Origin of the sequence: Acinetobacter haemolyticus, assembly GCF_003323815.1 — a bacterium.
Taxonomy (GTDB): Bacteria; Pseudomonadota; Gammaproteobacteria; order Pseudomonadales; family Moraxellaceae; genus Acinetobacter; species Acinetobacter haemolyticus.
This window is the reverse complement of the sequence record NZ_CP030880.1, coordinates 2,774,146-2,797,884: the sequence shown is the minus strand read 5'-3', so window position 1 is coordinate 2,797,884 and position 23,739 is coordinate 2,774,146. Positions and strand designations below refer to the sequence as shown.

The 23,739-nt window shown below is 38.3% G+C and carries 23 protein-coding genes and 1 rRNA gene; 20 read left to right on the top strand and 4 right to left on the bottom strand.

The features are described from left to right. Window positions 1–5: 5 nt before the first annotated feature. The 7 genes from rrf to hisG all read left to right on the top strand — a co-directional run bounded on the left by rrf (window position 6) and on the right by hisG (window position 5,367). A 5S ribosomal RNA gene (gene rrf / locus DS737_RS12860) occupies window positions 6–120 on the top strand. Window positions 121–304: 184 nt separating this feature from the next. Then, the gene (locus DS737_RS12855) at window positions 305–805 is read left to right on the top strand and encodes a hypothetical protein (protein ID WP_113997711.1); all 501 of its coding nucleotides are present in this window, start codon (window positions 305–307) and stop codon (window positions 803–805) included. A 266-nt stretch (window positions 806–1,071) separates the two neighbouring features. Beyond that, window positions 1,072–2,520 carry an RNA polymerase factor sigma-54 gene (locus tag DS737_RS12850; RefSeq protein WP_113997710.1) on the top strand — a complete coding sequence of 483 codons (1,449 nt, stop codon included), beginning with the start codon at window positions 1,072–1,074 and terminating at the stop codon, window positions 2,518–2,520. A 170-nt stretch (window positions 2,521–2,690) separates the two neighbouring features. Next, window positions 2,691–3,032 carry a ribosome hibernation-promoting factor, HPF/YfiA family gene (hpf, locus tag DS737_RS12845; RefSeq protein ID WP_004637996.1) on the top strand — a complete coding sequence of 114 codons (342 nt, stop codon included), beginning with the start codon at window positions 2,691–2,693 and terminating at the stop codon, window positions 3,030–3,032. Between the two features lie 137 nt (window positions 3,033–3,169). Beyond that, window positions 3,170–3,421, top strand: coding sequence for a BolA family iron metabolism protein IbaG (gene ibaG / locus DS737_RS12840; protein WP_004637997.1), 252 nt, complete (start codon window positions 3,170–3,172; stop codon window positions 3,419–3,421). A 6-nt stretch (window positions 3,422–3,427) separates the two neighbouring features. Next, window positions 3,428–4,687: a UDP-N-acetylglucosamine 1-carboxyvinyltransferase gene (murA, locus tag DS737_RS12835; RefSeq protein WP_004637998.1), complete on the top strand. Its 1,260-nt coding sequence runs from the start codon at window positions 3,428–3,430 to the stop codon at window positions 4,685–4,687. Beyond that, window positions 4,684–5,367, top strand: coding sequence for an ATP phosphoribosyltransferase (gene hisG, locus DS737_RS12830; RefSeq protein ID WP_004799890.1), 684 nt, complete (start codon window positions 4,684–4,686; stop codon window positions 5,365–5,367). The genes murA and hisG overlap by 4 nt, the downstream gene beginning before the upstream one ends. 45 nt (window positions 5,368–5,412) lie before the next feature. Here the strand turns inward: hisG and DS737_RS12825 are convergent, their stop codons facing one another. Together DS737_RS12825 and DS737_RS12820 are read right to left on the bottom strand one after the other, a co-directional pair. Then, window positions 5,413–6,279: a sigma-70 family RNA polymerase sigma factor gene (locus DS737_RS12825; RefSeq protein WP_113997709.1), complete on the bottom strand. Its 867-nt coding sequence runs from the start codon at window positions 6,277–6,279 to the stop codon at window positions 5,413–5,415. Between the two features lie 6 nt (window positions 6,280–6,285). Then, complete coding sequence (locus DS737_RS12820; RefSeq protein ID WP_113997708.1) at window positions 6,286–6,717, bottom strand: carboxymuconolactone decarboxylase family protein; 432 nt, start codon at window positions 6,715–6,717, stop codon at window positions 6,286–6,288. A 273-nt stretch (window positions 6,718–6,990) separates the two neighbouring features. Between DS737_RS12820 and hisD the strand changes: the two genes are divergently transcribed. Both hisD and hisC read left to right on the top strand, forming a co-directional pair. Beyond that, window positions 6,991–8,283: a histidinol dehydrogenase gene (gene hisD, locus DS737_RS12815; RefSeq protein WP_109441603.1), complete on the top strand. Its 1,293-nt coding sequence runs from the start codon at window positions 6,991–6,993 to the stop codon at window positions 8,281–8,283. A gap of 159 nt (window positions 8,284–8,442) precedes the next feature. After that, window positions 8,443–9,528: a histidinol-phosphate transaminase gene (hisC, locus tag DS737_RS12810; protein ID WP_113997707.1), complete on the top strand. Its 1,086-nt coding sequence runs from the start codon at window positions 8,443–8,445 to the stop codon at window positions 9,526–9,528. 8 nt (window positions 9,529–9,536) lie between these two features. On the opposite strand, the gene DS737_RS12805 is transcribed toward hisC, so the two are convergent. Beyond that, entirely contained in the window at window positions 9,537–10,880 is a 1,344-nt protein-coding gene (locus DS737_RS12805; protein WP_113997706.1) for an anthranilate synthase component I family protein, read from the bottom strand. 515 nt (window positions 10,881–11,395) lie between these two features. Here DS737_RS12805 and filA point away from each other — a divergent pair. From filA to filF, 6 genes are all read left to right on the top strand, one after another. Beyond that, window positions 11,396–12,247, top strand: coding sequence for a putative pilus system protein FilA (gene filA / locus DS737_RS12800; protein ID WP_017396405.1), 852 nt, complete (start codon window positions 11,396–11,398; stop codon window positions 12,245–12,247). 273 nt (window positions 12,248–12,520) lie between these two features. Next, entirely contained in the window at window positions 12,521–13,354 is an 834-nt protein-coding gene (gene filB / locus DS737_RS12795) for a putative pilus system C39 family peptidase FilB (protein ID WP_017396404.1), read from the top strand. Between the two features lie 43 nt (window positions 13,355–13,397). Then, window positions 13,398–14,516, top strand: coding sequence for a putative pilus system protein FilC (gene filC / locus DS737_RS12790; protein WP_113997705.1), 1,119 nt, complete (start codon window positions 13,398–13,400; stop codon window positions 14,514–14,516). Window positions 14,517–14,528: 12 nt separating this feature from the next. Continuing rightward, on the top strand, window positions 14,529–16,193 hold the full coding sequence (filD, locus tag DS737_RS12785; protein ID WP_113997704.1) for a putative pilus system OmpP1/FadL family transporter FilD: 1,665 nt from the start codon (window positions 14,529–14,531) through the stop codon (window positions 16,191–16,193). Continuing rightward, a complete protein-coding gene (filE, locus tag DS737_RS12780; protein ID WP_113997703.1) occupies window positions 16,193–17,401 on the top strand; it encodes a putative pilus assembly protein FilE in 1,209 nt (402 codons plus the stop codon). Before filD ends, filE begins: the two co-directional genes overlap by 1 nt. A gap of 20 nt (window positions 17,402–17,421) precedes the next feature. After that, window positions 17,422–19,377 (top strand): putative pilus system protein FilF, encoded by a 1,956-nt coding sequence (gene filF, locus DS737_RS12775; RefSeq protein ID WP_113997702.1) that lies wholly within the window; start codon window positions 17,422–17,424, stop codon window positions 19,375–19,377. 38 nt (window positions 19,378–19,415) lie between these two features. On the opposite strand, the gene DS737_RS12770 is transcribed toward filF, so the two are convergent. Beyond that, window positions 19,416–19,964 (bottom strand): NUDIX hydrolase, encoded by a 549-nt coding sequence (locus tag DS737_RS12770; protein WP_005081281.1) that lies wholly within the window; start codon window positions 19,962–19,964, stop codon window positions 19,416–19,418. Between the two features lie 121 nt (window positions 19,965–20,085). On the opposite strand from DS737_RS12770, the gene DS737_RS12765 reads away from it, so the two are divergent. The 5 genes from DS737_RS12765 (at window position 20,086) to DS737_RS12745 (ending at window position 23,693) form a co-directional block, all read left to right on the top strand. Then, window positions 20,086–20,700, top strand: coding sequence for an NUDIX hydrolase (locus DS737_RS12765; protein ID WP_004638012.1), 615 nt, complete (start codon window positions 20,086–20,088; stop codon window positions 20,698–20,700). A 29-nt stretch (window positions 20,701–20,729) separates the two neighbouring features. Continuing rightward, the gene (locus DS737_RS12760) at window positions 20,730–21,257 is read left to right on the top strand and encodes a gamma carbonic anhydrase family protein (RefSeq protein ID WP_162784545.1); all 528 of its coding nucleotides are present in this window, start codon (window positions 20,730–20,732) and stop codon (window positions 21,255–21,257) included. A gap of 137 nt (window positions 21,258–21,394) precedes the next feature. Then, on the top strand, window positions 21,395–22,063 hold the full coding sequence (tsaB, locus tag DS737_RS12755) for a tRNA (adenosine(37)-N6)-threonylcarbamoyltransferase complex dimerization subunit type 1 TsaB (RefSeq protein WP_004638014.1): 669 nt from the start codon (window positions 21,395–21,397) through the stop codon (window positions 22,061–22,063). 2 nt (window positions 22,064–22,065) lie between these two features. Next, a complete protein-coding gene (locus tag DS737_RS12750; RefSeq protein WP_005081292.1) occupies window positions 22,066–22,890 on the top strand; it encodes an undecaprenyl-diphosphate phosphatase in 825 nt (274 codons plus the stop codon). Further along, window positions 22,884–23,693, top strand: a complete 810-nt coding sequence (locus tag DS737_RS12745; RefSeq protein ID WP_005081294.1) for a class I SAM-dependent methyltransferase — start codon at window positions 22,884–22,886, stop codon at window positions 23,691–23,693. The genes DS737_RS12750 and DS737_RS12745 overlap by 7 nt, the downstream gene beginning before the upstream one ends. The last annotated feature ends 46 nt before the right edge of the window (window positions 23,694–23,739 follow it).

Sequence of the window (23,739 nt, the reverse complement as noted above, 5' to 3'; positions counted from 1 at the left end):
AGTTTGCTGGCGACAATAGCAAGAGTGAACCACCTGATCCCTTCCCGAACTCAGAAGTGAAACCTCTTCGCGCTGATGGTAGTGTGGCACTTGCCATGTGAGAGTAAGTCATCGCCAGCTTTTAAATTCAAACACCCCTAACCTAACGGTTAGGGGTGTTTTTTATTGCAACGAGAAAAGGGAAATAAGAGATTCATGGTTAAAAAGTTAAGGCCCAATTGGTGTTATATAGTTAAAATAAGGTAAGGAATCTAATTGAATATATTATTTTTAAATTTTAATTATAGAATTATAGGCTGCTAAAATGATATCTATAGACAAAGTTCATGAATTATTGCCAAATTTCGGTATTACTCATCCGAGTGATCTTTACGAACGAAGAGTCAAAAGTGATGGGTTTGAGGAAGATGATGTAATAGAGCTTCTCGGAGAAAGTCCATTTTATTTTATTATAGATTGGCGATTTTGGTTGGAAGATGAGTTAGAGGTTATTTCAAGAGCGCTTTATAGACTTGATGTAAATCTTGAGTTTAATTTGAATGAGGATCGAACAAAAGGGATGTTGAAAGTTAATACAAATGAGGTTGAGATAAGCTGTGATTCAACTGAAAATGAAGGTGGTTTTGATTTAACAATGTTGGCTATATCTAAGATATTGCCTTCAAATATTGAAATTAGAGCTTCGGTATACAATCAAGGAAATGATACTTGTTGTTATATAATTCTTCCAAAGAATCATTGGGAGGAAGTAGATGATATCGCTGGTGATCTAATTTCATCAAATTTTTATAAGTTTGGTATATAAGACTATATTATTGAATAGTTTTTAGGTGCTACTACATTGATTGATTTTTGCTAAATATGAATGTTTAGTTGAAAAATTTATCTTTAAACTTGTTTAGTTTGATGTGTTTTGTATAACTAGATATTCTCAAATATTTATACTTTCGTTATTTTTTTGAACAAATCAGTCAGTAGAAAAGAATTTTCCGTGTATGCGTAAACATTACTTTATGTTATAAATATTTTTATGGGCATGTTTTTTGCTTGTTTAATTAAAAGGAAGGCTCTATGAAATTATCTGTTGGATTGAAAGTTGCGAATAGCTTGTCGTTAACTCCTCAATTACAGCAGGCGATTCGCCTTCTACAGTTATCAAGCTTAGAGTTGGAACAAGAAATTCAAATTCAGCTTGATAGTAACCCTTTACTGGAAAAAATAGAAGAATCAGGAACAATAGAAAGTCTTTCTACATTGGAAAGTAAAGAAAATGCTGATTTGACGACGGAGTTAAATGCTGATCATTTGCCAAATGATTTGCCTGTTGATACAGAGTGGGATGATGTTTATACACACCAATCAACAGCATTGGGATCTCCTGAATATGAAGAACGAGAAGATAATCGACAGGTTCAACATAATTTAAAGGAACATATTTTAGAACAAGTTAATTTATTGCATTTTTCCTCTATTGATAAGTTAATCGCTTATTGCATTGTTGACTCTCTTGATGAAAAAGGTTTTTTAGATGCTGAACTTGAAGATATTCAATTGGCAACTACACGCTTTTTAGAAGAGATGGACAGCGATGAAGAGGTTGAATTGGATGAAATTATCGTTGTTCTTAAACATATTCAACACTTAGATCCGATTGGGGTAGGTTCGAGAAATTTGGCCGAATGCTTAAGAATTCAACTTGAAGCATTGAATGAGCATGCGCCTTATGTGGGTGAGGCGAAGAATCTTCTTAAATATTACGAGTTACTTATTTCAAATGATTTGAATAAATTATTGAAACAAACTGGCTTGTCAAAAGAACAATTAAAGTCGGCAGTTGATTTATTAAGAACATTAAAGCCTTATCCAGGGCTGGAATTTAATCAACAAGAATCTGAGTATCAAGTTCCCGATGTGGTTGTTGCGAAAAAAGATCAACATTGGCAGGTGCAGCTCAATCCTGATGTTATGCCAAAACTGCGTATTAACTCCTTTTATTCTGGAATGATTCGTCGTGCGGATCAAAGTGATGATAATGTCTATTTGCGTAATCAAATGCTTGAGGCCAAGAATTTTATAAAAAGCATCGATGAGCGCCATAAAACGTTATTAAAGGTTGCGACCTGTATTGTTGAACATCAACGAGCATTTTTAGAGCAAGGTCCTGAAGCGATGAAACCTTTGGTGTTGCGTGATGTTGCTGAAGAAGTTGAGCTACATGAATCGACTGTATCTCGTGTGACAACCAATAAATATATGCTTACGCCACGTGGTCTATTCGAACTGAAATACTTTTTTTCTAGTCATGTGGGAACGACAACAGGTGGGGAAGCATCTTCTACTGCAATCCGCGCTATGATCAAAAAGCTAGTTTCAAATGAGAATCCATGTAAGCCGTTGTCAGATAACGCAATTGCTGAAATGTTGAAAGTGGAAGGGATTGAGGTCGCACGACGCACGGTCGCAAAATATCGTGAATCGTTACATATTCCATCATCTTCTGAAAGAAAAGTCTTGATCTGAATTTCAAGGTGTGACTATTCTAGGGGTTCATTATTACGAAATAATGAATCTTTTAATGATCACTAGAGGAGTCGCTGAAAATGATTTAATGGATATTGAACCACAAAATGTGCATTAAATTTGCTTAAGCGACGTTCTTGTATCCTGAGAAAAAGGTGAGGGATAGAATTATGCAAATAACAATTCGTGGACACCATTTAACCATTACACCAGCAATTGAAGAAAATATAAAAGAGAAGTTTAGTCAAATGACCAAGCATCTGGATCAGGTGAACAGTATGCAAATCAAGTTGGCTAAGGATCATCAAGTCGATAAACGGTCACATAAGGGGAGTGCAAACCATATTGCAGAGGCGATTATTCGTCTTCCAGGGGTAGAATTGTTTGCACAAGCAACAGCTGATGATATGTATACTTCGATTAAAAAATTAACAGAAAAATTAAAAAGACAACTTGCAAAACATAGAAAAATACAATGTTCTTATCAACATGAGCTGGCTCTTATAAGTTGATTTTTATTTTATAAAAGAGGCTTTTTGTTGAGCCTCTTTTTTTTATTGATAAAAAAGAAGCTGTATACTGAATTATGTGAAAAAGTTATAGTAAAATAACGCGTTTTACACCAATGGTTGTATAAGAGGTCTTGGTAATGAATAGTGAGCAGCTCACGCAAATTTTAAAAGAAGCTTTCCCTGAAGCAGAAGTAGCAGTGAGTGGACAAGCTGGAAAATTTGACCTACGTATTGTTGATGATCAGTTTGAAGGTAAACGTACCGTTAGTCGTCAACAAGCGGTTTATGCACCTTTAAATTCTTATATTGCGAGCGGTGCAGTCCATGCTGTAACGATTCGTGCAATGACAAAAGACGAATGGCGCAAAGCAAGCCTTTTCGGAGCTTAAATATTAATGGATAAATTTTTAATTACGGGCGGTGTTAAGCTCGAGGGTGAAGTGCGCATTTCTGGTGCTAAAAATGCAGCTTTACCTTTACTTGCAGCGATGATTCTAGCTGATTCTCCGATTACGCTTACCAATGTTCCAAATCTAAAAGATGTAAATACATTAGTAAAATTAATTGCTGGTCTCGGTGTGACCATGAGTTATGAAGGTGAAACGGTGTGTGCTGATGCTTCGACATTAGACAATCAGTTTGCACCTTATGAACTGGTAAAAACCATGCGTGCATCTATTTTGGTGCTTGGACCATTATTGGCGCGCTATGGAAATGCAAAAGTATCATTACCAGGTGGTTGTGCAATCGGCTCACGTCCAGTTGATCAGCATTTAAAAGCGTTAGAGGCTTTAGGTGCACAGATTGAAGTTGAAAATGGTTATGTGCATGCATCAGTTGATGGTCGCTTAAAAGGTGGTGAAGTCATTTTTGATATGGTGACTGTGGGTGGTACCGAAAATATCTTGATGGCAGCAGCATTAGCAGAGGGTGTAACCACGATTCGTAATGCAGCACGTGAGCCTGAAATTACTGATCTTGCGCAAATGTTGATTAAGATGGGTGCCAAGATTGAAGGTCTGGATACTGATACGCTTGTGGTAACGGGCGTCGAAAGCTTACATGGTTGTGAATATGCGGTAGTTGCTGATCGTATTGAAACGGGTTCATATTTGGCTGCAGCTGCGATTACGGGGGGGCGAGTCAAAACGACACATACTGATCCTAGCTTGCTTGAAGCAGTCTTGGATAAGTTTGAGGAAATGGGTGCAGAAGTCACACGTGGTGATGACTGGATCGAATTAGATATGCAGGGCAAGCGTCCTAAAGCTGTGAGTTTTAGAACCTTACCACACCCTGAATTTCCGACCGATATGCAAGCACAAATTATGGCTGTCAATGCGATTGGTCGCGGTTTTGCAACGATTTCAGAAACGATTTTCGAAAACCGTTTTATGCATGTCCCTGAACTTTCACGTATGGGTGCTAATATTCAAGTCGAAGGACATGATGCGGTTGTAACAGGCGTCGAAAAACTTCAAGCAGCACCTGTAATGGCAACTGATTTACGAGCTTCTTTCTCTTTAGTTCTTGCTGCATTGGTTGCAGAGGGGGAAACACTAGTTGATCGTATCTATCATATAGATCGTGGTTATGAACACGTGGAAGAAAAGTTGCAAAGTTTAGGTGCTCAGATTAAGCGAGTAAAAGGATGAATGACTTAAGAAACGATGATCCAAATTTTGATGTGATGGGCAATTTTGATCATGGTTTAACTTTAGCACTCAGTAAAGGTCGTATCTTAAAGGAAACATTACCGTTACTAGAAAATGCAGGTATCAATTTACTTGAAGATCCTGATAAATCTCGTAAATTAATTTTTCCAACCACCCATAAAAAAGTTCGTATTTTAATTTTACGTGCTTCTGATGTGCCGACTTATGTTGAAAATGGCGCAGCAGATTTTGGTGTGGCGGGCAAAGATGTATTGATGGAACATGGTGCACAACATGTTTATGAGTTGCTTGATCTAAAAATTGCAAACTGTAAGTTAATGACTGCAGGTAAAGTAGGTATGGAACGTCCGAAAGGTCGTTTAAAGATCGCGACTAAATATGTCAATCTAACCCGTCAATACTATGCAAGCTTAGGTGAGCAGGTTGATGTGATTAAACTTTACGGATCAATGGAGCTTGCACCTTTGGTTGGTTTAGGTGATTACATTGTTGACGTGGTAGATACAGGTAATACTTTACGTGCCAATGGTTTGGAGCCTTTGGAAGAAATTTGCAAAGTATCATCTCGCTTGATCGTCAACAAAGCAAGTTTTAAGCGTAAACAAGCTTTACTCAATCCGATTCTGACGCAACTTGAGCAGGCGATTAATAATCGCTAAAATCTCGAATAAATATTGAAGGTCAACTAAGGTTGGCCTTTTTTATTAGAGTTTTTCAGGGTTGCGCAAAACATAAATGTCGGAGATGTGCTGTTGATCAAAATGAAAAGTTAGTACGATCACACAATGATGTTGCTGATCAAATAGTTTGAAACCGATATTGCCATTCAAATAACACATTTCCCAAGATAACTCAGTCCATGCTTGAAAGAGTAAACGTTCAAAAAAGCGTAATACACTGTTCAGATCTGTAAAGGGTTGCCGAATTGCGGAAACTTTACCACCGCCATCGGCTGCAAATAAAATATCTTCACTTAAAAGTGCTTTAAGTTGCTCTAGATTGTGTGAATGAATCGCAACTTTGAATGCATTCAGCAAAGTTATCTGATGAGAAGTCGGTATGGTCGAAAGTACTTTGGGCTGCTCTGCAATCCGTTTCTTACTGCGAGTCACCAATTGGCGACAATAATTTTGCTGTTCTAAAAGTATGTCTGCAATTTCAGCGTAATCAAGATTGAATATCTCATGCAATATATAAGCGGCACGCTCTTTGACAGACAGTTTTTCTAAGATGAGCAGAAAGGCAGTGGAAAGGGTGTAATCTGATTCGACCAATAACTCTTCAGTATGATGATAGGGTTCAGGCAACCATGTTCCGATATAATCTGTCCGAGATTTGTGATGAGAGCGCAATAGATCAATACAATGTCTTGTGCATATGGTGGTAAGCCAAGCTTGTGGATGGATAATTTCATGTTTGGGTTGCTGTTGCCATTTGATAAAAACATCTTGTAAAGCATCTTCAGCATCACTTGTTGAACCTAAAAGTCGATAGGCAAGACCAAACAAAAATGTTCGGCTTGCCTGAAATAGGTTTAAGTCGTCTTGACTGATACTTGTTGGTCTATTCATTTAATTTTAGTGTTGCGAAATGCCGATACGATTCCACAAATTAATCATGCCAATCAATAAAGTTAAAGCAGATATTTGCTGTTCATTGAAGTATTTAAGTAACTCGACACGAAGTGGTTGGTAATCTGTTTGTGGTTGTAAATGGGTGAGTGCTTCTACCCAAGCAAATGCAGCTTTTTCTTGTGCACTAAAATCCGAACAGTGACGCCAAACAATCAAGCGATCTAAACGTGTTTGGGTTTCCCCGTCGGCTAGCGCTTCAGCAATGTGCATCTTGACACAGAAAGCACATTGGTTGATTTGCGAGGCTTGTAGCAGAACAAGATGATAGAGCGATCGTTCCAGTAAAGCAGAGTCGTCAATATTTTGATGTACTTGATAGAGAGACCGAATTGCTTCTGGTAAATGTGTTTTCGGATGAGTATTTAGCGTTGCCATTTTTAATGTTCCTCGTTTAAATCAATAGCGCTACTAAATTGACGATTCAGAAAGTGAAGTTGTGACAGAAAGTTAAAAAATATTTTATAAGATATTGTTTTTAATTAATAAATTCTATTATTGTTTATTGGGGTTTTGTCTTGATGAAGCGGTGTTTAAGGTTTATCGAAGAATTCGCTCTTTACTATTGATTTTTTAAGCAGATATTGCCCCCACAAATCTGATTAAAAAGAGTAAACTTAGCGTTCTCTTTTTCACCTTGTAGGTAAATTGATGCGACGTTTATCGACTCAGGATCAGAATTTTAAACAAACATTTGCTGAGCTTTTGGCATTTGAAACTGTGAATGATCCTCAACTAATTCAAACTGTAGACCAGATTATTGCCGATGTTCGTCAGCATGGCGATGATCATGTACTTAAGTTAACGCAGCAGTTCGATCGACATCCAGCGCATCAATTTTCTGATTTAGAACTGACACAAGCACAACTTAAGACTGCCTTTGACGGTTTAAGTACTGAAATCCGTGAAGCCTTAGAGTTGGCAGCAAAACGTATTCGTTCATTCCATCAGGCGCAGAAGCAAGAGGGTTGGACGTACGTAGATGAACTAGGTAATACCTTAGGACAGAAGGTTACTCCGCTTGATCGAGTGGGAATCTATGTGCCAGGTGGGTTAGCTTCTTACCCATCCTCTGTGCTGATGAATGCTTTACCTGCACATGTAGCGGGTGTACCTGAAATTATTATGGTGGTTCCTGCACCGAATGGTGAACTGAATCCATTGGTTTTAGCCGCAGCATATTTGGCTGGTGTTAGTCGAGTTTTTACCATTGGTGGTGCACAGGCTGTTGCTGCGTTGGCGTATGGCACACAGACCATTCCTCCTGTAGACAAAATTACTGGACCAGGCAATCGATTTGTAGCAGCAGCGAAACGTGCCGTATTTGGTCAAGTCGGTATTGATATGATCGCAGGGCCTTCTGAAATTTTGGTCTATGCTGAAGGTGAAAATAATGCCGATTGGTTAGCAATGGATGTGTTATCTCAAGCCGAACACGATACAGTTGCTCAAGCGATTTTCATTACACCTGATGAAGCGCTTCTCAATGCCGTTGAAGCTGCGATTGAAAAACATTTAAATGAATTGCCGAAAGCAGAAATTGCGCGAACTTCAATTCAAAATCGTGGTGCATTGGTACTGGTCAAAGACCGAGCAGAAGCGGTTGAGTTGATCAACCAAGTGGCCCCTGAGCATTTGGAACTTTGTTTGGATGATGCTGAATTGATGAGTCAAGACATTCGTCATGCTGGTGCGATCTTTATGGGACGTTATACACCAGAAGCAATCGGAGACTATTGTGCAGGACCAAACCACGTCTTGCCAACATCGGGCACTGCACGTTTCTCATCGCCATTAGGTGTATATGATTTTCAAAAGCGCTCAAGTTTGATTATGTGCTCAAAAGATGGGGTTAAAACCCTAGCGAAAACTGCTGATGTACTCGCAGTGCAAGAAAATCTTGATGCTCACGCACGTTCAGCACGTTACCGTTATGAAGTTTGAACTAGAAGTGAGTGCTGTAGCCTAGCACTATAAAAAATATAAACCTCTCCCTGACCCTCTCCTAAAATGAGAGGGGACTTGTCACGATACATGTGAAATAGGTTTGAAGACTCCTCTCCCTTGGGGCGAGGTTAGGAGGGGGTAACAAGAGAATAGAAAATGATGTTTACAACAGAACAAATGCGTTTTTGGAGTCCTGAGGTTCGTGAACTAGAGCCGTATGTGCCTGGCGAACAACCAAAAATTCAGAATTTACTTAAACTTAATACCAATGAAAATCCCTATCCGCCTTCACCAAAGGTGGTGGAAGCCGTGCAAGCTGTATTATCCAATCAAGCCGATGCGTTACGTCTATATCCTGATCCAGATGCAACTGCCTTAAAACAAGCGATTGCAAAACAGCAAAATGTGGATGTTGAGCAAGTTTTTGTTGGTAATGGTTCTGATGAAGTGTTGGCTCATATCTTTAAAGCCTTCTTTATTCAAAAAGAGCCGATTCTTTATCCTGATATCACCTATAGTTTTTATCCGGTTTATAGCCAGTTCTTTGGGATCGAAACGAAGCAAATTCCATTGAACGAAAATTTTGAAATTGAGATTTCAGACTATCAGCAAGAAAATGGTGGCATCATTATCACCAACCCGAACGCGCCAACCAGTATGGCTTTGGGATTAAATCAGATTGAAAGCATCTTAAAAGCGAATCCAAATCGTGTGGTTGTGATAGATGAAGCTTATGTTGACTTTGGTGCTGAGACAGCTGTTCAATTAGTCAGTCGTTATGACAATCTCGTTGTTTGCCAAACGACATCTAAGTCACGTTCGCTTGCAGGTCTGCGTGTGGGTTTTGCGATTGCACAAAGTCATTTAATTGCTGCACTTGAAGCGGTAAAAAATAGTTTTAACTCTTATCCAATTGATCGTTTCGCGATTGCAGCAGCAGTAGCCTCATTTGAAGATCAAGGTTATTTTGAAGCACAATGCCAAAAAGTGATTCAAAGTCGAGAGAAATTGGTCAGTGATTTAAATGCGCTTGGCTTCAATATTTTACCATCAAAGGCAAATTTTATTTTTGCTACGCACCCTCAACATGATGCAGCACAGCTTGCTCAGCAGCTTCGTGAACAGGGAATTATTGTTCGATATTTCAATAAACCAAGAATTAATCAATTCTTGCGTATCACGATCGGTGCGGATGAGCAAAATCAACGTTTGGTTGAGACGCTCAAAACAAAGATATTATAAACCGATATTTATTTTTCGTATTGCTGCCATGTATTGAGTAAATCAATCATGGCAGAAATTTTATCAAAACATTCTTGATACTCTGCTTCCGCATCTGATGCGATCGTAATACCGCCTCCAGCCCACATTGATAATTCATTTTGATATTTTTGAATACTGCGGATCAAAATATTCCAACGGCCCGTCCCATCAAAATTAAAATAACCGAGACTACCGCAATATGCACCACGTGGAGCGCCTTCTAACTGCTCAATGATTTGCATAGCACGGATTTTCGGTGCACCCGTAATTGATCCACCAGGAAGGGCGGACAACAACACTTGCATTGGGTTAATTTCCTCTTGTAGTGTTGCTGTAATTTCACTGACCATATGGTGAACTTGGTTAAAGCTTTCTATTTCAAACAGTTTTGTTGTTTCTACAGATCCTATTTCTGCATAAACGCTTAAATCATTTCGCAGCAAATCTACGATCATCACATTTTCAGCTTGATCTTTTTCAGATTGACTTAGCTTGTTCTTAGAAATTTGATCCTGTTCAGGATCATTAAAGCGCGGCATGGTGCCTTTGATTGGACGTGTTTTGATTTTTCGTTCGGCCTGAAACTCAATAAATAGTTCAGGAGAGCAGCTTAGTAACTCAAAATTACTAATATTAAGATACCCTGCATAAGGTGCATGTGTGAGATCCCACAAAGCTTGGGCCTGACTCAACAATGATCCCTCGACTTTCGCTTTAAATTCTTGCGTTAGATTGATTTGATAGCAGTCCCCAGCTTTAATATATTCTTGGACCTCATCAAAAGCATCCATATATTGTTGTTTTGACCAGCGCGGATGGCATTTTGAAACTAAGTTAAGTTTCACATTTTTTTTGGGCTGTTCTAATCGATGACAGATTTGATCATAAATGTATTGCGCTTCGTCTTCATCGCTATGGAAATACCAAGCATTATTTTGGAACTTTAAGAACGTTTGATATTTGCCTAAGAAAAAACAAGGTTGTGAGCGGATAGTATGGTCAATATTGAGTTGTGCTGCATAGTCATAACTAAAAAATCCAATATAGCCACCTTGGAAACTGACATTGTTTGCCTTTGGAGGCGAGGTTGGGTCTAAATTGGTGAATTCTAAAATTGATGTCGTGGTGCTCTTCTGATATTGATCAAATTCAATACGATCAAATTGTTGTAGTGTCGAACGCTCTATAATTAAGAATGCTTTAGGTGTAAATGCGATAATTGGATTGTTTTGATCATACAAATAGGTTAAACCAGTCAAACCATCTAATTGCAATAGCAGGTCAAATGCAGATGTGAGTTGCGTATTAAGCTTGCGATTAAAATAAGACATAAAACAACAATGACTTCATCTGTATTTGAGGTATCAAATTGTACTACAACCAATAAAAATCTACTGATACGTCAGATTAAAAAAACATCGAATATTTGTTTGAATGAATATCGAAAAATAAATTTTAATCAAACTGATTTTTTCTGCATATTGTTGATACTCATTTGTATTTTGTTACATCCCTGATATTGAGCTTCTGTTAGTTGAATAAAGCGGCATCTCTTTAAAATACACACTTAAAAACAAGCATATATTTCTTTAAATTATTATATATTTTATATGTTTACTGTTTGTCTGTGATTTTTAGCCAACTTTTTCATGATTCAGCCGTTTATCGGTTTGTTGGTAAAAAACATTTAACAGGAGTTGAACATAAAATAACAAACGAGTAATTTAGTACTTGCTAAGCGAACTACTCAAGGATTGGAAGTTCAGGTTGTCATTAAAGAAAAACGACAGTGGACAGTTTAGAGTAGTGAAAGTCAAAAAAATAAATGCTCTTGGGAGAGTGCTCAATGAAAATGTTTACTAAACTAGTTTTAGTTTCTTCAATGGCGATTAGCGCAAATGCAATGGCTATGCAGTCAATGGATGATGCTGCACTAAGCGCGACCACAGGTCAAGACGGCATTACGCTTAACATTAAAACAACTTCTGGTATTTCTATCGATAACTTATATATCCATGATAATGATGGTTATAATAGTAGTAATAAAGCCGGTGCGATTGTAATTAGTGGTAATGGCGTAGCTGGTCATGTAAATGAGACAGCGGGTGTGGTGTTATCTGATGTAAATCTTGATTTGGTTATTGATTCTGATGGTGGTGCATCAGCTGGTGGGGCTTTCTTAAATGTTCTAGCTACTGTTGGGGCGATGGATATTGATATCGGTTCAATTGGTGTGGGTACATCAGGTACATTGAATACTACAACGGCAGTGCGTGGTGCGACTGATGTAAACGAAATCTTAACTGGTTTAAGTTTGTCTTTAGGTGAAGTGACTGCAAATGTTCAGTTAGGTGCAACACCTCAGGGCGCAATGATTAAAATCGATTCTGAATTACAAGGCGGTTTAACGATTTCTAATCTTGGCCTTAAAGATAATGGTGCTAATGGCGGCGGTGTGATTCATTTAGATAATATCTATGTTCGTGGTACAGGTGGCTCTAGTGCAGGTGACTTGGTTATTGATGCAGATATTAACGTCACAACGAATGGTTTAGAGATTACAAACAACGATAATAATGCAATGAATGTTTATATTCAGGGTGTTCGTTTAGGCTCTAATAGTGCTGCTTCAATTGGTGATGTTGAGGTAAATGGTTTGAGAACAGGTGGTTCGACCATTACCATTTCTGGTCACTAATCAGTTTTTAAACAAAAAAAGCGCATTTTGCGCTTTTTTTGTTTATGAAGAACTAAATTCTATGCGCTAATAGTGTGTCAAAGATGTTGTTGTAGATACATAAAGTTAGTCTTATTAAAAAAAATATACATTTCGTCAAAAAAATTAAAAAAAAGCTGTATTTTTTCATAAAAAAAGGTATCTTCAACATGCAGGGACGTAGTGTTTTAATGATTGAAACACTAAAAATAAAATGAATAAGGCAAGTGCTGCCACGGTTAGAAAAAGAGACTTATGTTAGAGATCGCTTTAGGCTCGGCATTGATGTATTACTTTACAACGCAAGCCTTTGAAATAGAAAAAAAACCGGATGGGGCTGTGTATTACACAGAAACTTTGGATTCTCGTAACCCTTCGTTTACACGGAATCACCGTGAAGCCGTCACCATTAAACCAGCTGTGGAAGATCAATTTCGTGGTATTGTACGTCAAGCTTACGACTACAGCTGTGGTTCAGCAGCATTAACTACATTATTGAATGGTTACGCTGGTTTGAGTTTAACAGAACAGCAAACAATGTCTGGTTTACTACAATATGGTGAATATCAGCGAATTATTGAGCGTCGTAGCTTTTCTCTATTAGATATGAAGCGTTTCGTGACTGCGTTAGGGTTAAACAGCGGGGGGTATCGAGGGCAGTTCTCAGATCTTATCGCATTAAAGCAACCTGCAATTGTCCCAATTACTTATGCCGGTTTTAAGCACTTTGTGGTTTATAAGGCATATAAAGATGGACGTGTATATGTCGCTGATCCTGCTTTAGGTAATATTAGTTTTGATGAAACACGCTTCAAAGAGGTGTGGGACAACAATACGCTTTTCTTAATTGATGTGCCTGAGCCGTATCGTAAAGATCTTTTAGCCTTGCAGGATGCCGATATGCGACATGTTGAGGATGCGACAATTAATAAATATGCACTTGCTGATGTTCAATTTCAAACACCGCGTTTTGAACGTTTAGCAGATCGCGCTTCCACAATGCGTCGTGTTTTAGACAGAAACTCGAATTCAATGAACTATAACCAACCAGTTACAACTTATATGCGGATGTACTATAAACGCAAATAGTTCTTAAGTTTTAGTAAATTAAATGCATAAGTAGGATGTTAGAATGAATAATCAATGGATGAATATGAGTGTGCTTGCCTTAAGTTTAAGTGCAATCACAACAACTCTTTATGCGGAAGAACAACCTCAAGTAGATTATGCTGAGCAAGTGCAAGCTGAGCAAGAAACTTCAGCGGGTGATGTGGTTGAGTCGGTTGCGGTTCAAGATAATAGTGCAAATCAAGCTGCAACCGCATTGCAACAACAAGAAGGTGATGCATCACAAGAGACCAATTTACAGGAAGTTTTTACTTCTAGTGAGCGTCAGTATTCGTTGATTAAAAAAGGTGTCATTTCTTCATATTATGATATTGATTATACCTACTATCGAGATAGTCGTATTGATGCAGCGATGGAGAATGGAGACTTAAAAAATCTCCGTGTTGAAGAGGATGCAAACCATACACTCACCAATACATTTACCTTACAATATGGTCTATTAGACAATCTTACCTTATCGGCATCCTTACCCTTTATGGCGAAGAAACAGCTGCTAGATGATAAAACTGCAGCGGGTTTAGGGGATATTTCATTTGGAGCGCGTTGGGAACCATTTCCTCTTAAACAGGGGCGCCTTCCTTTGATTATTTTTGGTAGTGCATCAACCAAAACAGGCGATAGTCCATATGAAATTGCAATCGATGAATTATCTACAGGTAAAGGCTACTACTCTGTTGGTGGTGGTGTTAGTACTCGAAAATATATTGATCCAGTGGTTTTATTTAGCTCTGTTTCTGCCAGTTATGGTTTTAAAGAAAGTGGCTTAAATCAATTACGTGGTGGTGGAGTAAATGGGCCACGTATATTAGAGAGTTTTGATCCTGGTTTAAGTGGTGGTTTTGCTTTTGGTTTTGCCTATTCATTTAACTATGATGTTTCACTGACGATGTCCTATCAACAGAGTTTTAATACAGGTGCAAAGTTTTATTTTAAAAATGGGGAAAGTTATAAGTCTGCAGACCAAAGTAGCTCGATGTTATCATTTGCTTTAGGTGTCCGAATTTCCCCAGCAACCATTGTTAATGGGACAGTTGGTATTGGATTAACAGAAGATGCACCAGATGTTTCATTGGGTTTATCATTCCCTCTTGATATTATAGGTTTCGGCAAGAAATTACGTTAAGGAGACTTGAAGGTGAAATATCCTAAATTATGTCCCTTAACGATTAGTGTTTTAATTGCGGGACTATCCAATATTACTCATGCCCAACTAGGGCAAGATTTGTCGGTCGATTTAAGATCTTTAGCTTTGGGGAATGCTGTAACTGCTGATCCTCCAGGGATTAGTGCGGTACATTTCAATCCAGCGGCATTAGCAAAATTAGATGGTTTACAAACTGATGTCCAAGGGATTTTAGCCAATTTTTCGATAAAAAGGGACTATACAGCACCTGCAGGTTATAACGTTTTTGGCTATTCTGATGACCCCTTGGTTTGTAATGATGGTCCTGAAGTCAGTTCTCGGATATGTACTGATTTTAAGGGGACCGTGTCGGGGGATGTCGAGTATGCCAGTATTTATATTCCGATCCTAAAAAAAATTGTTGATTTAGGTCCTAATATGCCCATAGCAGCTCCAACTGCTGGGATATCTTATAAGCCACCAGGTTCAAAAGTTACTTATGCGACAGCCGTGTATGCACCGTTGGTTGCTGGTTTCGGTGCGGAAGATGGTAATCCAAGTAACTATATGGGACAACAAGTAGCATTAGAGCGTATAACCTATTTGTCCCCTTCTTTTGGCTATCAAGTCAATGATCATCTAGCGATTGGTGCCTCGTTTGGAATGTCTTATCAAGCGATTGCATTGAAAACAGATTTGCGGTTCCCCAATGAAATGATTGGTGTGCTGCGGATGGTTGATGAAGTTGTTTGTGCTCCTTTTAAAGGTAAGGGCGATATTATCACCGATTTACTGCTTTTTGGTATGTGTAATGCTAAAGAGGGAATGGATCCGTTTAATAAAATGGGTGCATTAGATATTGCCATGGAGCAATCACTAAGTCCGAGTTATAACCTAGGTGTTCTTTGGGAACCAACAGATGATTTTAGTTTTGGCATGGTTTATCAAAGCGAAGCAAAAATGCGTTTGCGAGGTAAATATTTAATTAATAATGCGACTGCCCCACAGCAATTGGTTGCTGGTCTTAATTCTTCAGCTACAGGACAAATTTTAGCAGCAATTTTGGGATTACCAGGCTATGTGCCTGATATTGAATCTGGCTTAGTGGCGATGGATTTTAAATATCCGCAGCATTTTAAAGCTGGGATTAAATATAAAATATTCCCAGATTTACAAATGAACTTCGATGTTGGCTGGACGGACTTCTCGGCATGGGATAAATTCAAATTTGAATTTGATCGACAAATTTCTTTGTTAAAAGTTGCAAAGTTATTGTCAGCTGATGTAACAGATCGATCACTTGCATTACCATTACGCTTCCAGTCTGCTTGGCGATGGGGGATAGGTTTTGAGTATTCTGCAACGGATCGTTTAAAGTTGCGTATGGGGTATGAACCTCGAACAAGTTCTATTCCAGATGATAAGCGGAATACAATGGTTCCGATTAATAATGCTCAATTATTCGGTTTGGGTTTAGGGTATCGATTTGATCAGGACACGGATCTAGATTTATCGATTGGTTTCTTACGTAGTCGTGATGATATTCCTGCGAATACGAGTAGTCTAGCCAACAAAACGGGGGTTGATAATATCTTACTCAATCCATATGCAGGGCTTGATATTAAAACCAATACTAAAGTGACTCTACTTGGTATTAACTATAGAACAAGATGGTAATGCAAAAGATAATCAATCAAGGGTCTAAATTTGCGATTTTAATATTGACTATCGCATGTGCAAATGGCTCAAATAGTTACGCTGATGGTTTTTATACAATCATTGGGCCAGATGGTCGTCCAATGATTGTTCCTACACGTAATGCAAAACAGAGTGTTGTTGAAAAAAAACAAGTAGATAAAGAGGTTTCTAGTCAAACAAAAGTAAAAAGTATTGATACAGTACAATCATTACCATCTCAATCAATAGAAATAAACCCAAGTACAATTAAACAGATGAGATTCCCACAAACTTTTTCTGTAGAGCCTCCCTTATCTAAGATTGATAATATTAGCTCAAAGCCACTAGAAACCTCGAATCAGATTGAGCGAATAAATCCTGTTATACAGCAAAAAGATACTTCGCCTTCAAAAGTTGAAAAAGAAGTTAAAGCTTCTATCGTACAAGAAAATAAAACGTCTTCTGCATTAGGTGCAGCAAATGCTGCCATAGTGCAAAATAAATCAACTTCTCAAGAAAAGCCTTCTCGTAATTTTGAGAAAATTGATGGTGTTGAATATGTAAACAGTGATTATTTAGAAGATCAAGAGTTTAATTTAGACGGGAAAAAACGATTTTATATGATGCCAGACGGAAGTGGTCGTCTAGAAACGGTCGAACGTAAAAAAGGTGTGAGCCGTTCGGTTTTAGATAAATTATTGAATCGTTCTGTACAATCTACCGCGCCTATTGTGTTGTCTGAAAATTATATACGTTTATCAGCACAAGATCTTGCGCTTGCTTTTGAAGATGATCAATGCTTTTTAAAAGATTATTCAAAATCAATTAAAACGGTGAGTTCTCAAAAAGATATTGGATTATGGCCACGAAAGCCACTAAAAGAAAAATTTGAATATGATTTAGTAAAACTAGATCAGCCAGCCCAATATTTACAAATTGATTCTTATGCCTCAAGTGCTGAAAAACCAGCATATTATTGGCCTTTAGTCGTTTTTTTAGATGAGAAAGGATGTATCAAAGAAGGTGTTAGTGGTTTTAAAAGTGGAAACACTAACGCAAACTTTTCACGACACGCTGCAATATATGGAGTGATTAGGGTTCCGATAGATGCTCAATATGTCATGATGACACCTTTAGCATCTGCTGTAGATGTTCCTGAACAAGAACTTTCTAATCAAGGTCAAATCAAGATATCAGTAATACAGTAATAATTTAGGATAGAGGAATTATGAAAAGAAGGATTTTTGTACCATTTGCACTTTCTGCTTTAACTTTATTGTTGACTGGATGTGGTGGTGAAAGTGCTAAAATTAACGAAGATCCCAATAAAGGGGTGTCTGGCATTACATCAAATACCAGTTGTGATGTTAAAGCAGAAAATTGTTTACAGTTTGCTTTTGATTATCCTATTGCTGGAGTTAATTTTGATTGTAGCACTGAGCTAGTTCATCGTTTCGCTACGAAATTAGTAAGTAATGCTGTAACAGGTGCATGTAAAATAGGTGATACAGCAACTTTTTATATTCAGGGGGAGGAGTCTCCTAAAATTAATCTAGGTGCTGTGAATCTAGATAATATTAGTAAAACAAAATTGCCAGGCATCGCTCGTATTCGTGTTATTGATTTAGCAACAGGATTAACAGGCAAATCACCAACAACTTTGGACATGAGCGATGAAACTATCCGAGTGGCAGTAGCACTAATTAGAATTTTCCAAAGTTTAGGTGCAGAGAACAATCATAATGTGATTGGTGATATCCAGCCAACTGAGATAACACAACAAAAGAAAAATAAACTTTCTGATCTTAGTCAAAATATAGATGTGTCTGAATTGATAAGTGGTAAATATGTAGAGCTTATAAAGCCTTGGACCAATGTTGATTTAATGACAGATATTGAAGCATTAACTGTATTAAAGCAGTTGTTGAATATGTCAAATACTGCAATATGGGAAGCAAACTTGCCAATTTATAAGCAGCTAGGAGACGGTTCAAAAACTGTAGCACCTCAGGGTTTTTTTGCTTGTAATAATGAATATGCTAAATGTTTTGATTCAGGATCTGAGAATTTAGTACACTCGATGGGGCGTTTTTTATTATTAACGGATCGACAGGGCTATATTTTGGGTTATGGGCAGCAATGGATTGGTTCTGCAGTAAAAATAGGTGATAAGGTTCAGCTTCCTTTTATTTTGGTTAATAAGGTGAAACCACGCAAAATCCAATTAAATACCCAGAGTGATTGGATTAATCCTTTTTCATATTATTTAAATACAGAGAAACCTTTAACCTTCTCTTCAGCTATTGGAGGTGGTGGAGATTTAGTTATTCGACAGGGGCGATTTATAAATCAAACAGCTCTAGCTGGTACTGAGGGATACTATCGTGTTACATCGGCTAAGAAAGAAAGTGATCCTATTGATAATCAAGACCTAGGAAAATGGAGACAACAGGTCTCAGGTCAGATTTTTGATGGGACTATTGATATTACAAAATTAAATCCTGCAACTTTCTTATCAAAAGATGTTTTTAAAACTGAATTAAATGTAGCATCAGGACAGACATATCTATTTCCTCTTTATGCAACTTTAACCTTTAGATTCGATGCGGAAGCAAACCTACTACCAGTTGATTTGGGTGTTGTGATTGATGAGCATGGTGATATTCGCACAGATATACGGAAAAATGCGACAGCAACAGATATGTCAGGTGAATGTGCCAATGCTACTGCAAATCCCGATGGTACATATACTGATGAATATGGAGAAACACAATATCGTATTGGTACAACAGGAACCACTAATTTTTCAGAGAAGGATAAATCCATCTCGGTTCGTTTTATGTTATCAAATCCGAAGTTCGATAAGTTAAACGGCGCGACTTTTGGACTAAACTTTAGTACAGTGTCTGGTGCTAAAATCAATATTCATGGTCTTCTTGATGGGCAATCACAGGGGATTAATTTAACCAACTTTGACAATCAGCAACTCTCCTGGTCAAATTTTGATGCTTCTGCTCATGCCTCATATGTCTTCATATATGACAACTTAGAAGGTAATAAGAATGAATACATCCCACCAACAGAAGAAGAGCGAGAGTTAGCAAAACGTTGGACAGGTACAGTAACGATCAAAATTGCAGATCAAAATAATCCTGCATGTAAAGCAATAAAAACTAAAGCTTAAATACTATAAAAAAGACCGCAATTTGCGGTCTTTTTTATTTAGCCTGTATGGTCTAAACGTGTGCCTAGTGTTTCTAGGTGAGTTGGAAATAAACCTTGCTTTCGATCCGAAAAATAATGTTTTAATGTTTGTTCTACACTTGGAAACGCGAGTTCGGTCCAAGGTATTTCATGTTCTTCAAATAAACGACATTCGAGGCTTTCTTCGCCTGCACCAAATAAACCTTGTTTTAATTGTGCTTTGAACAGTACGTAGATTTGTCCAATACGTGGAATATTGTACATACAATAGAGTTGTTCAATTTCGACTTCTGCTTCAGCTTCTTCACGTGTTTCTCTGGCGGCACCTTGTTCCATGGTCTCAAAAAGTTCCATATAACCCGCTGGTAATGTCCACAATCCATAGCGCGGTTCAATCGCTCTGCGGCATAATAAAACCTTGTCATCCCAAATGGCTAAAGCCCCACAAATCACTTTGGGATTTTCGTAATGAATATTGCCACAATTTGTGCAGACCCATCTTAATTTATGATCACCTACAGGAATTTTTTGTTCGGTTTGATGCCCACACGCAACGCAAAAGCTCATAATTATCATCAGCGGTAGAGATAGCTCAGCATAACTGAATTTTGATGACTTCGCATCATCATCTATGATTGCAGTCAAAAATTCAGCTATGATGATGAACAATCAAAAATGAAAAAAAGAGATGAGTCCTATGGAAGAGGCATCGTTAATACAGCTTTTAGAACAACGGTTGCGTTTTTCCAAACGAATACAACAAGCAGATGCAGCTGTATTGATCGCAATTACACAGGAGCTACAACCTCGTGTGTTGTTGACACGCCGTTCTATGCAGTTATCACAACATGCGGGTGAGGTATCGTTTCCTGGTGGTAAGCGTGATCCGAGTGATACCAGTAACATTGTGGTTGCACTACGTGAAGCACAAGAAGAAACGGCTTTGAATCCATTTGATGTAAAACTTTTAGGTGATCTTCCGATTCAGCGCGCACGGAGCGGCCTATCTGTGAAGCCGATTGTTGGTTTGATTCCTGCACATGTGGATCTAATAGCTCAGCCTTCTGAAATTGATCGTATTTTCTTTGCGGATCTGAAAGCATTGATCGAAGCACCACCACTACCTTATGAGGTGCGTTTAGCTCGACAATCGATTTATTTTCCGAGTATGCAAGTGGAAAGTGAAATTGTATGGGGACTGACCGCTCGGATGTTGATTTCTTTATTTCAATATGGATTGGGATATCAAAAGAATTGGCCTTTTCTTGTTAATCCACCAGATTTTGGTTTATCTAAGTTCTAACTTTTCTATTTAAACGAGTTTTTATTATGATGTATAAATATCAGGGATTGAGTCCAAAAGCATTATATGAACCTTGGGATGGTTGGGCTGCGCCTAATGCAACTGTAATTGGACAGGTTGAGCTCGGGCGACAAGTCAGTATTTGGTTTGGCGCTGTTGTACGCGCAGATAATAGTGTGATCCGTATTGGTCATTTTTCTAATATTCAAGAGAATGCTGTTTTACATACCGATGCAGGTATTGAACTCAATATCGGTGAATACGTGACAGTTGGGCATCAGGCAATGTTACACGGTTGTACGATCGGGGATAATTCACTGATTGGTATAAATGCAGTTGTTTTAAATAATGCCGTTATTGGTAAGAATTGTATTATCGGGGCAAATGCATTGATCCCAGAAGGCAAAGTCATTCCTGATAATTCTGTCGTAATGGGGTCACCTGGGAAAGTGGTAAAGACCATAGATGAACAAGGCGCAGCTCGTTTACGGTTGAGTGCATTGCATTATGCAGAGCATTATAAAAACTTTTTAGATTTGGAGCCATTTAGCTTTTAATTGATATTTTTCTTCAATGAAAATGTGCCAAACAGAAGTTTGGCTTTTTTGTATCTATAGAGAGAACAACTCGAATATGAGAATGGAGTGAGTTATGATATCGCTCGTTTTTCATCATACTTCTCTTAAGGTTTTGCATGAAGTTGCTTGCGTTGGAAACTGCAAATGAGCAGTGTTCCGTATCATTGGTTGATATGACTCAAGAACTCTATTTTCAATTAGATGGGCGTGCCAAAGCACAAACCCAAACGATCTTACCGTTAATTGAAGATGCGTTATTACAAACAAATACACAGTTAAAAGATATTACAGCAATTGCATTTAGCCGTGGGCCAGGTTCTTTTAGCGGAGTAAGAATTAATGCTGCCGTGACACAAGCTTTGGCATGGTCACAAGACTTACCTGTAATTCCTGTTTCTAGTTTACAGGCTTTAGCACAAGCAGCTTTTCGTCATACGGGGCTTCAGCAAGTTACGGCTGTACTCGATGCGCGTATGCAAGAAGTTTATATTGCCAATTTTAGCCTTGATGAACATGGTGTCATGCAGGCAATCGATGATGAGAAACTATTAAATTACGAGCAAGCGACGGCGTATTGTAAATTTATAGCGGTTGGTTCTGGTGCTGCACTTATCCAAACTGGTCAGGAAAGTTTGCAAACAATTGTGGCAACCGCACAAGAGATCGCCAGTATTGCAAAAGTTTATGCAACACAGCAGAAATGGGTCGATGCAGAATACGCACTCCCTGTTTATTTACGTGATGATGCATGGAAAAAGATTCCAGAACAAGGTAAAGCGGGTTAGGTATGGATTTGTTACTGCTGCTTAAAGCAGCGATCATGGGTATTGTCGAAGGTATTACTGAGTTCTTACCAATTTCAAGTACAGGTCACTTGATTTTGGCATCGGAATTGATGGATTTCTGGACAACTGAGAAAAGTGCGGTTTTCGTTGTCGCAATTCAGATTGGTGCAATTGCAGCCGTGATTTATGAATACTGGTCACGTTTGTGGAATGCCGCGACAGGGATGGTGACTGGTGAGGAAAAAGGTCGTCGTTTAGGGCTGAGTCTTATTTTTGCGTCGATTCCAATTGTGTTGGTTGGTTTAACCTTCGGGCAATTCATTAAAGAAGTACTTTTTAATGATGTTATTGTCGCTTTAGGCTTAATTATTGGTGGTTTAATTATTATTTGGGTTGAGAAGAATCCACCTAAAATTAATGCAGTAGAAGTTGAGAATATTACCTTTAAGCAAGCTGTTTGGATTGGTCTTATTCAAGTGCTCGCTTTAATTCCGGGAACTTCACGTTCTGGTGCAACGATTATCGGTGCAATGTATTTAGGGGTGTCTCGTAAAGCGGCAACAGAGTTTTCATTCTTCTTGGGTATTCCTGTGATTATTGGTGCAGGTTTATTAGATTTATATCAGAGTTATCATGTCTTTGATGGTCTAGAGGATTGGACTGTCATTGCGGTAGGTCTGGTTGTTTCCTTTATCTCTGCTTTACTTCTGATCCGTGCATTGGTTGCCTATGTGGCTAAGCGTGACTTTATGATTTTCGCGTGGTACCGCATTGCTTCAGGTTTATTGATTTTATTATTGTTCTTTACTGGTTGGAAATTATGGTAAGCGGGTTTCGCTTATTTTACCAAGCCACAGATATTGAAAAAGCACAGCATTATCATGCTGTGCTTTCTTTACGTGGCGTTCAGGTCGAACTTTGTGTGACTGAGCAATTAAATGCTCGTTTTTTACGTTTGAATCCTGAATTAGGTCTGTGTGTTGATGCATCTGGATTATGGTTATGTGCCAATGGCATGAAAATGCGACCAGATTGGCAGGCAGAAATTCCTCGTTTAAAGCGTGCTAGTTTGAAGTCGGAAATGCTTGCACGAGCATGTCAGTTGTCTGAAAAACCAAGTTTGCTTGATGCAACAGCTGGGTTAGGGCATGACAGTTTGTTGATGGCGCACTTAGGTGCGACGGTGCAACTGGTCGAACGAAATCCAATTTTATTTAGTTTGTTGGAAGATGCGCATCGTCAGGCGCAGCAAGATACATATTTGCAAGCAACAGCGTCAAGGATTCAACTGGTATTTTCAGATTCAGCTTGTTATTTACAACAGCTCAAACAGCAGGATCAATCTATTGATGTTGTGTATTTAGATCCAATGTTTCCACAACGAGATCAAAACCAACAGGCAATCAAAAAACAAGCCCAAGTTAAAAAGCAAATGCAGCTTTTACATTTATTGTTACCTGAAGACGGAGAAATGGATTTAGGTGATGAGTTACTTGCTTTGGCTCGCCAAGTCGCTAAACGTGTTGTTGTGAAGCGTCCGCGACATGCAATTTTTCTAGCTGACCAAATGCCAGATCATCAATGGTTAGGTGATGCTTGTCGTTTTGATGCTTATTTTTCAAAAGATTAGTTTTAAATTTTGTTCAAATGATTGTGTGGCTTACGTCAATGCTCCG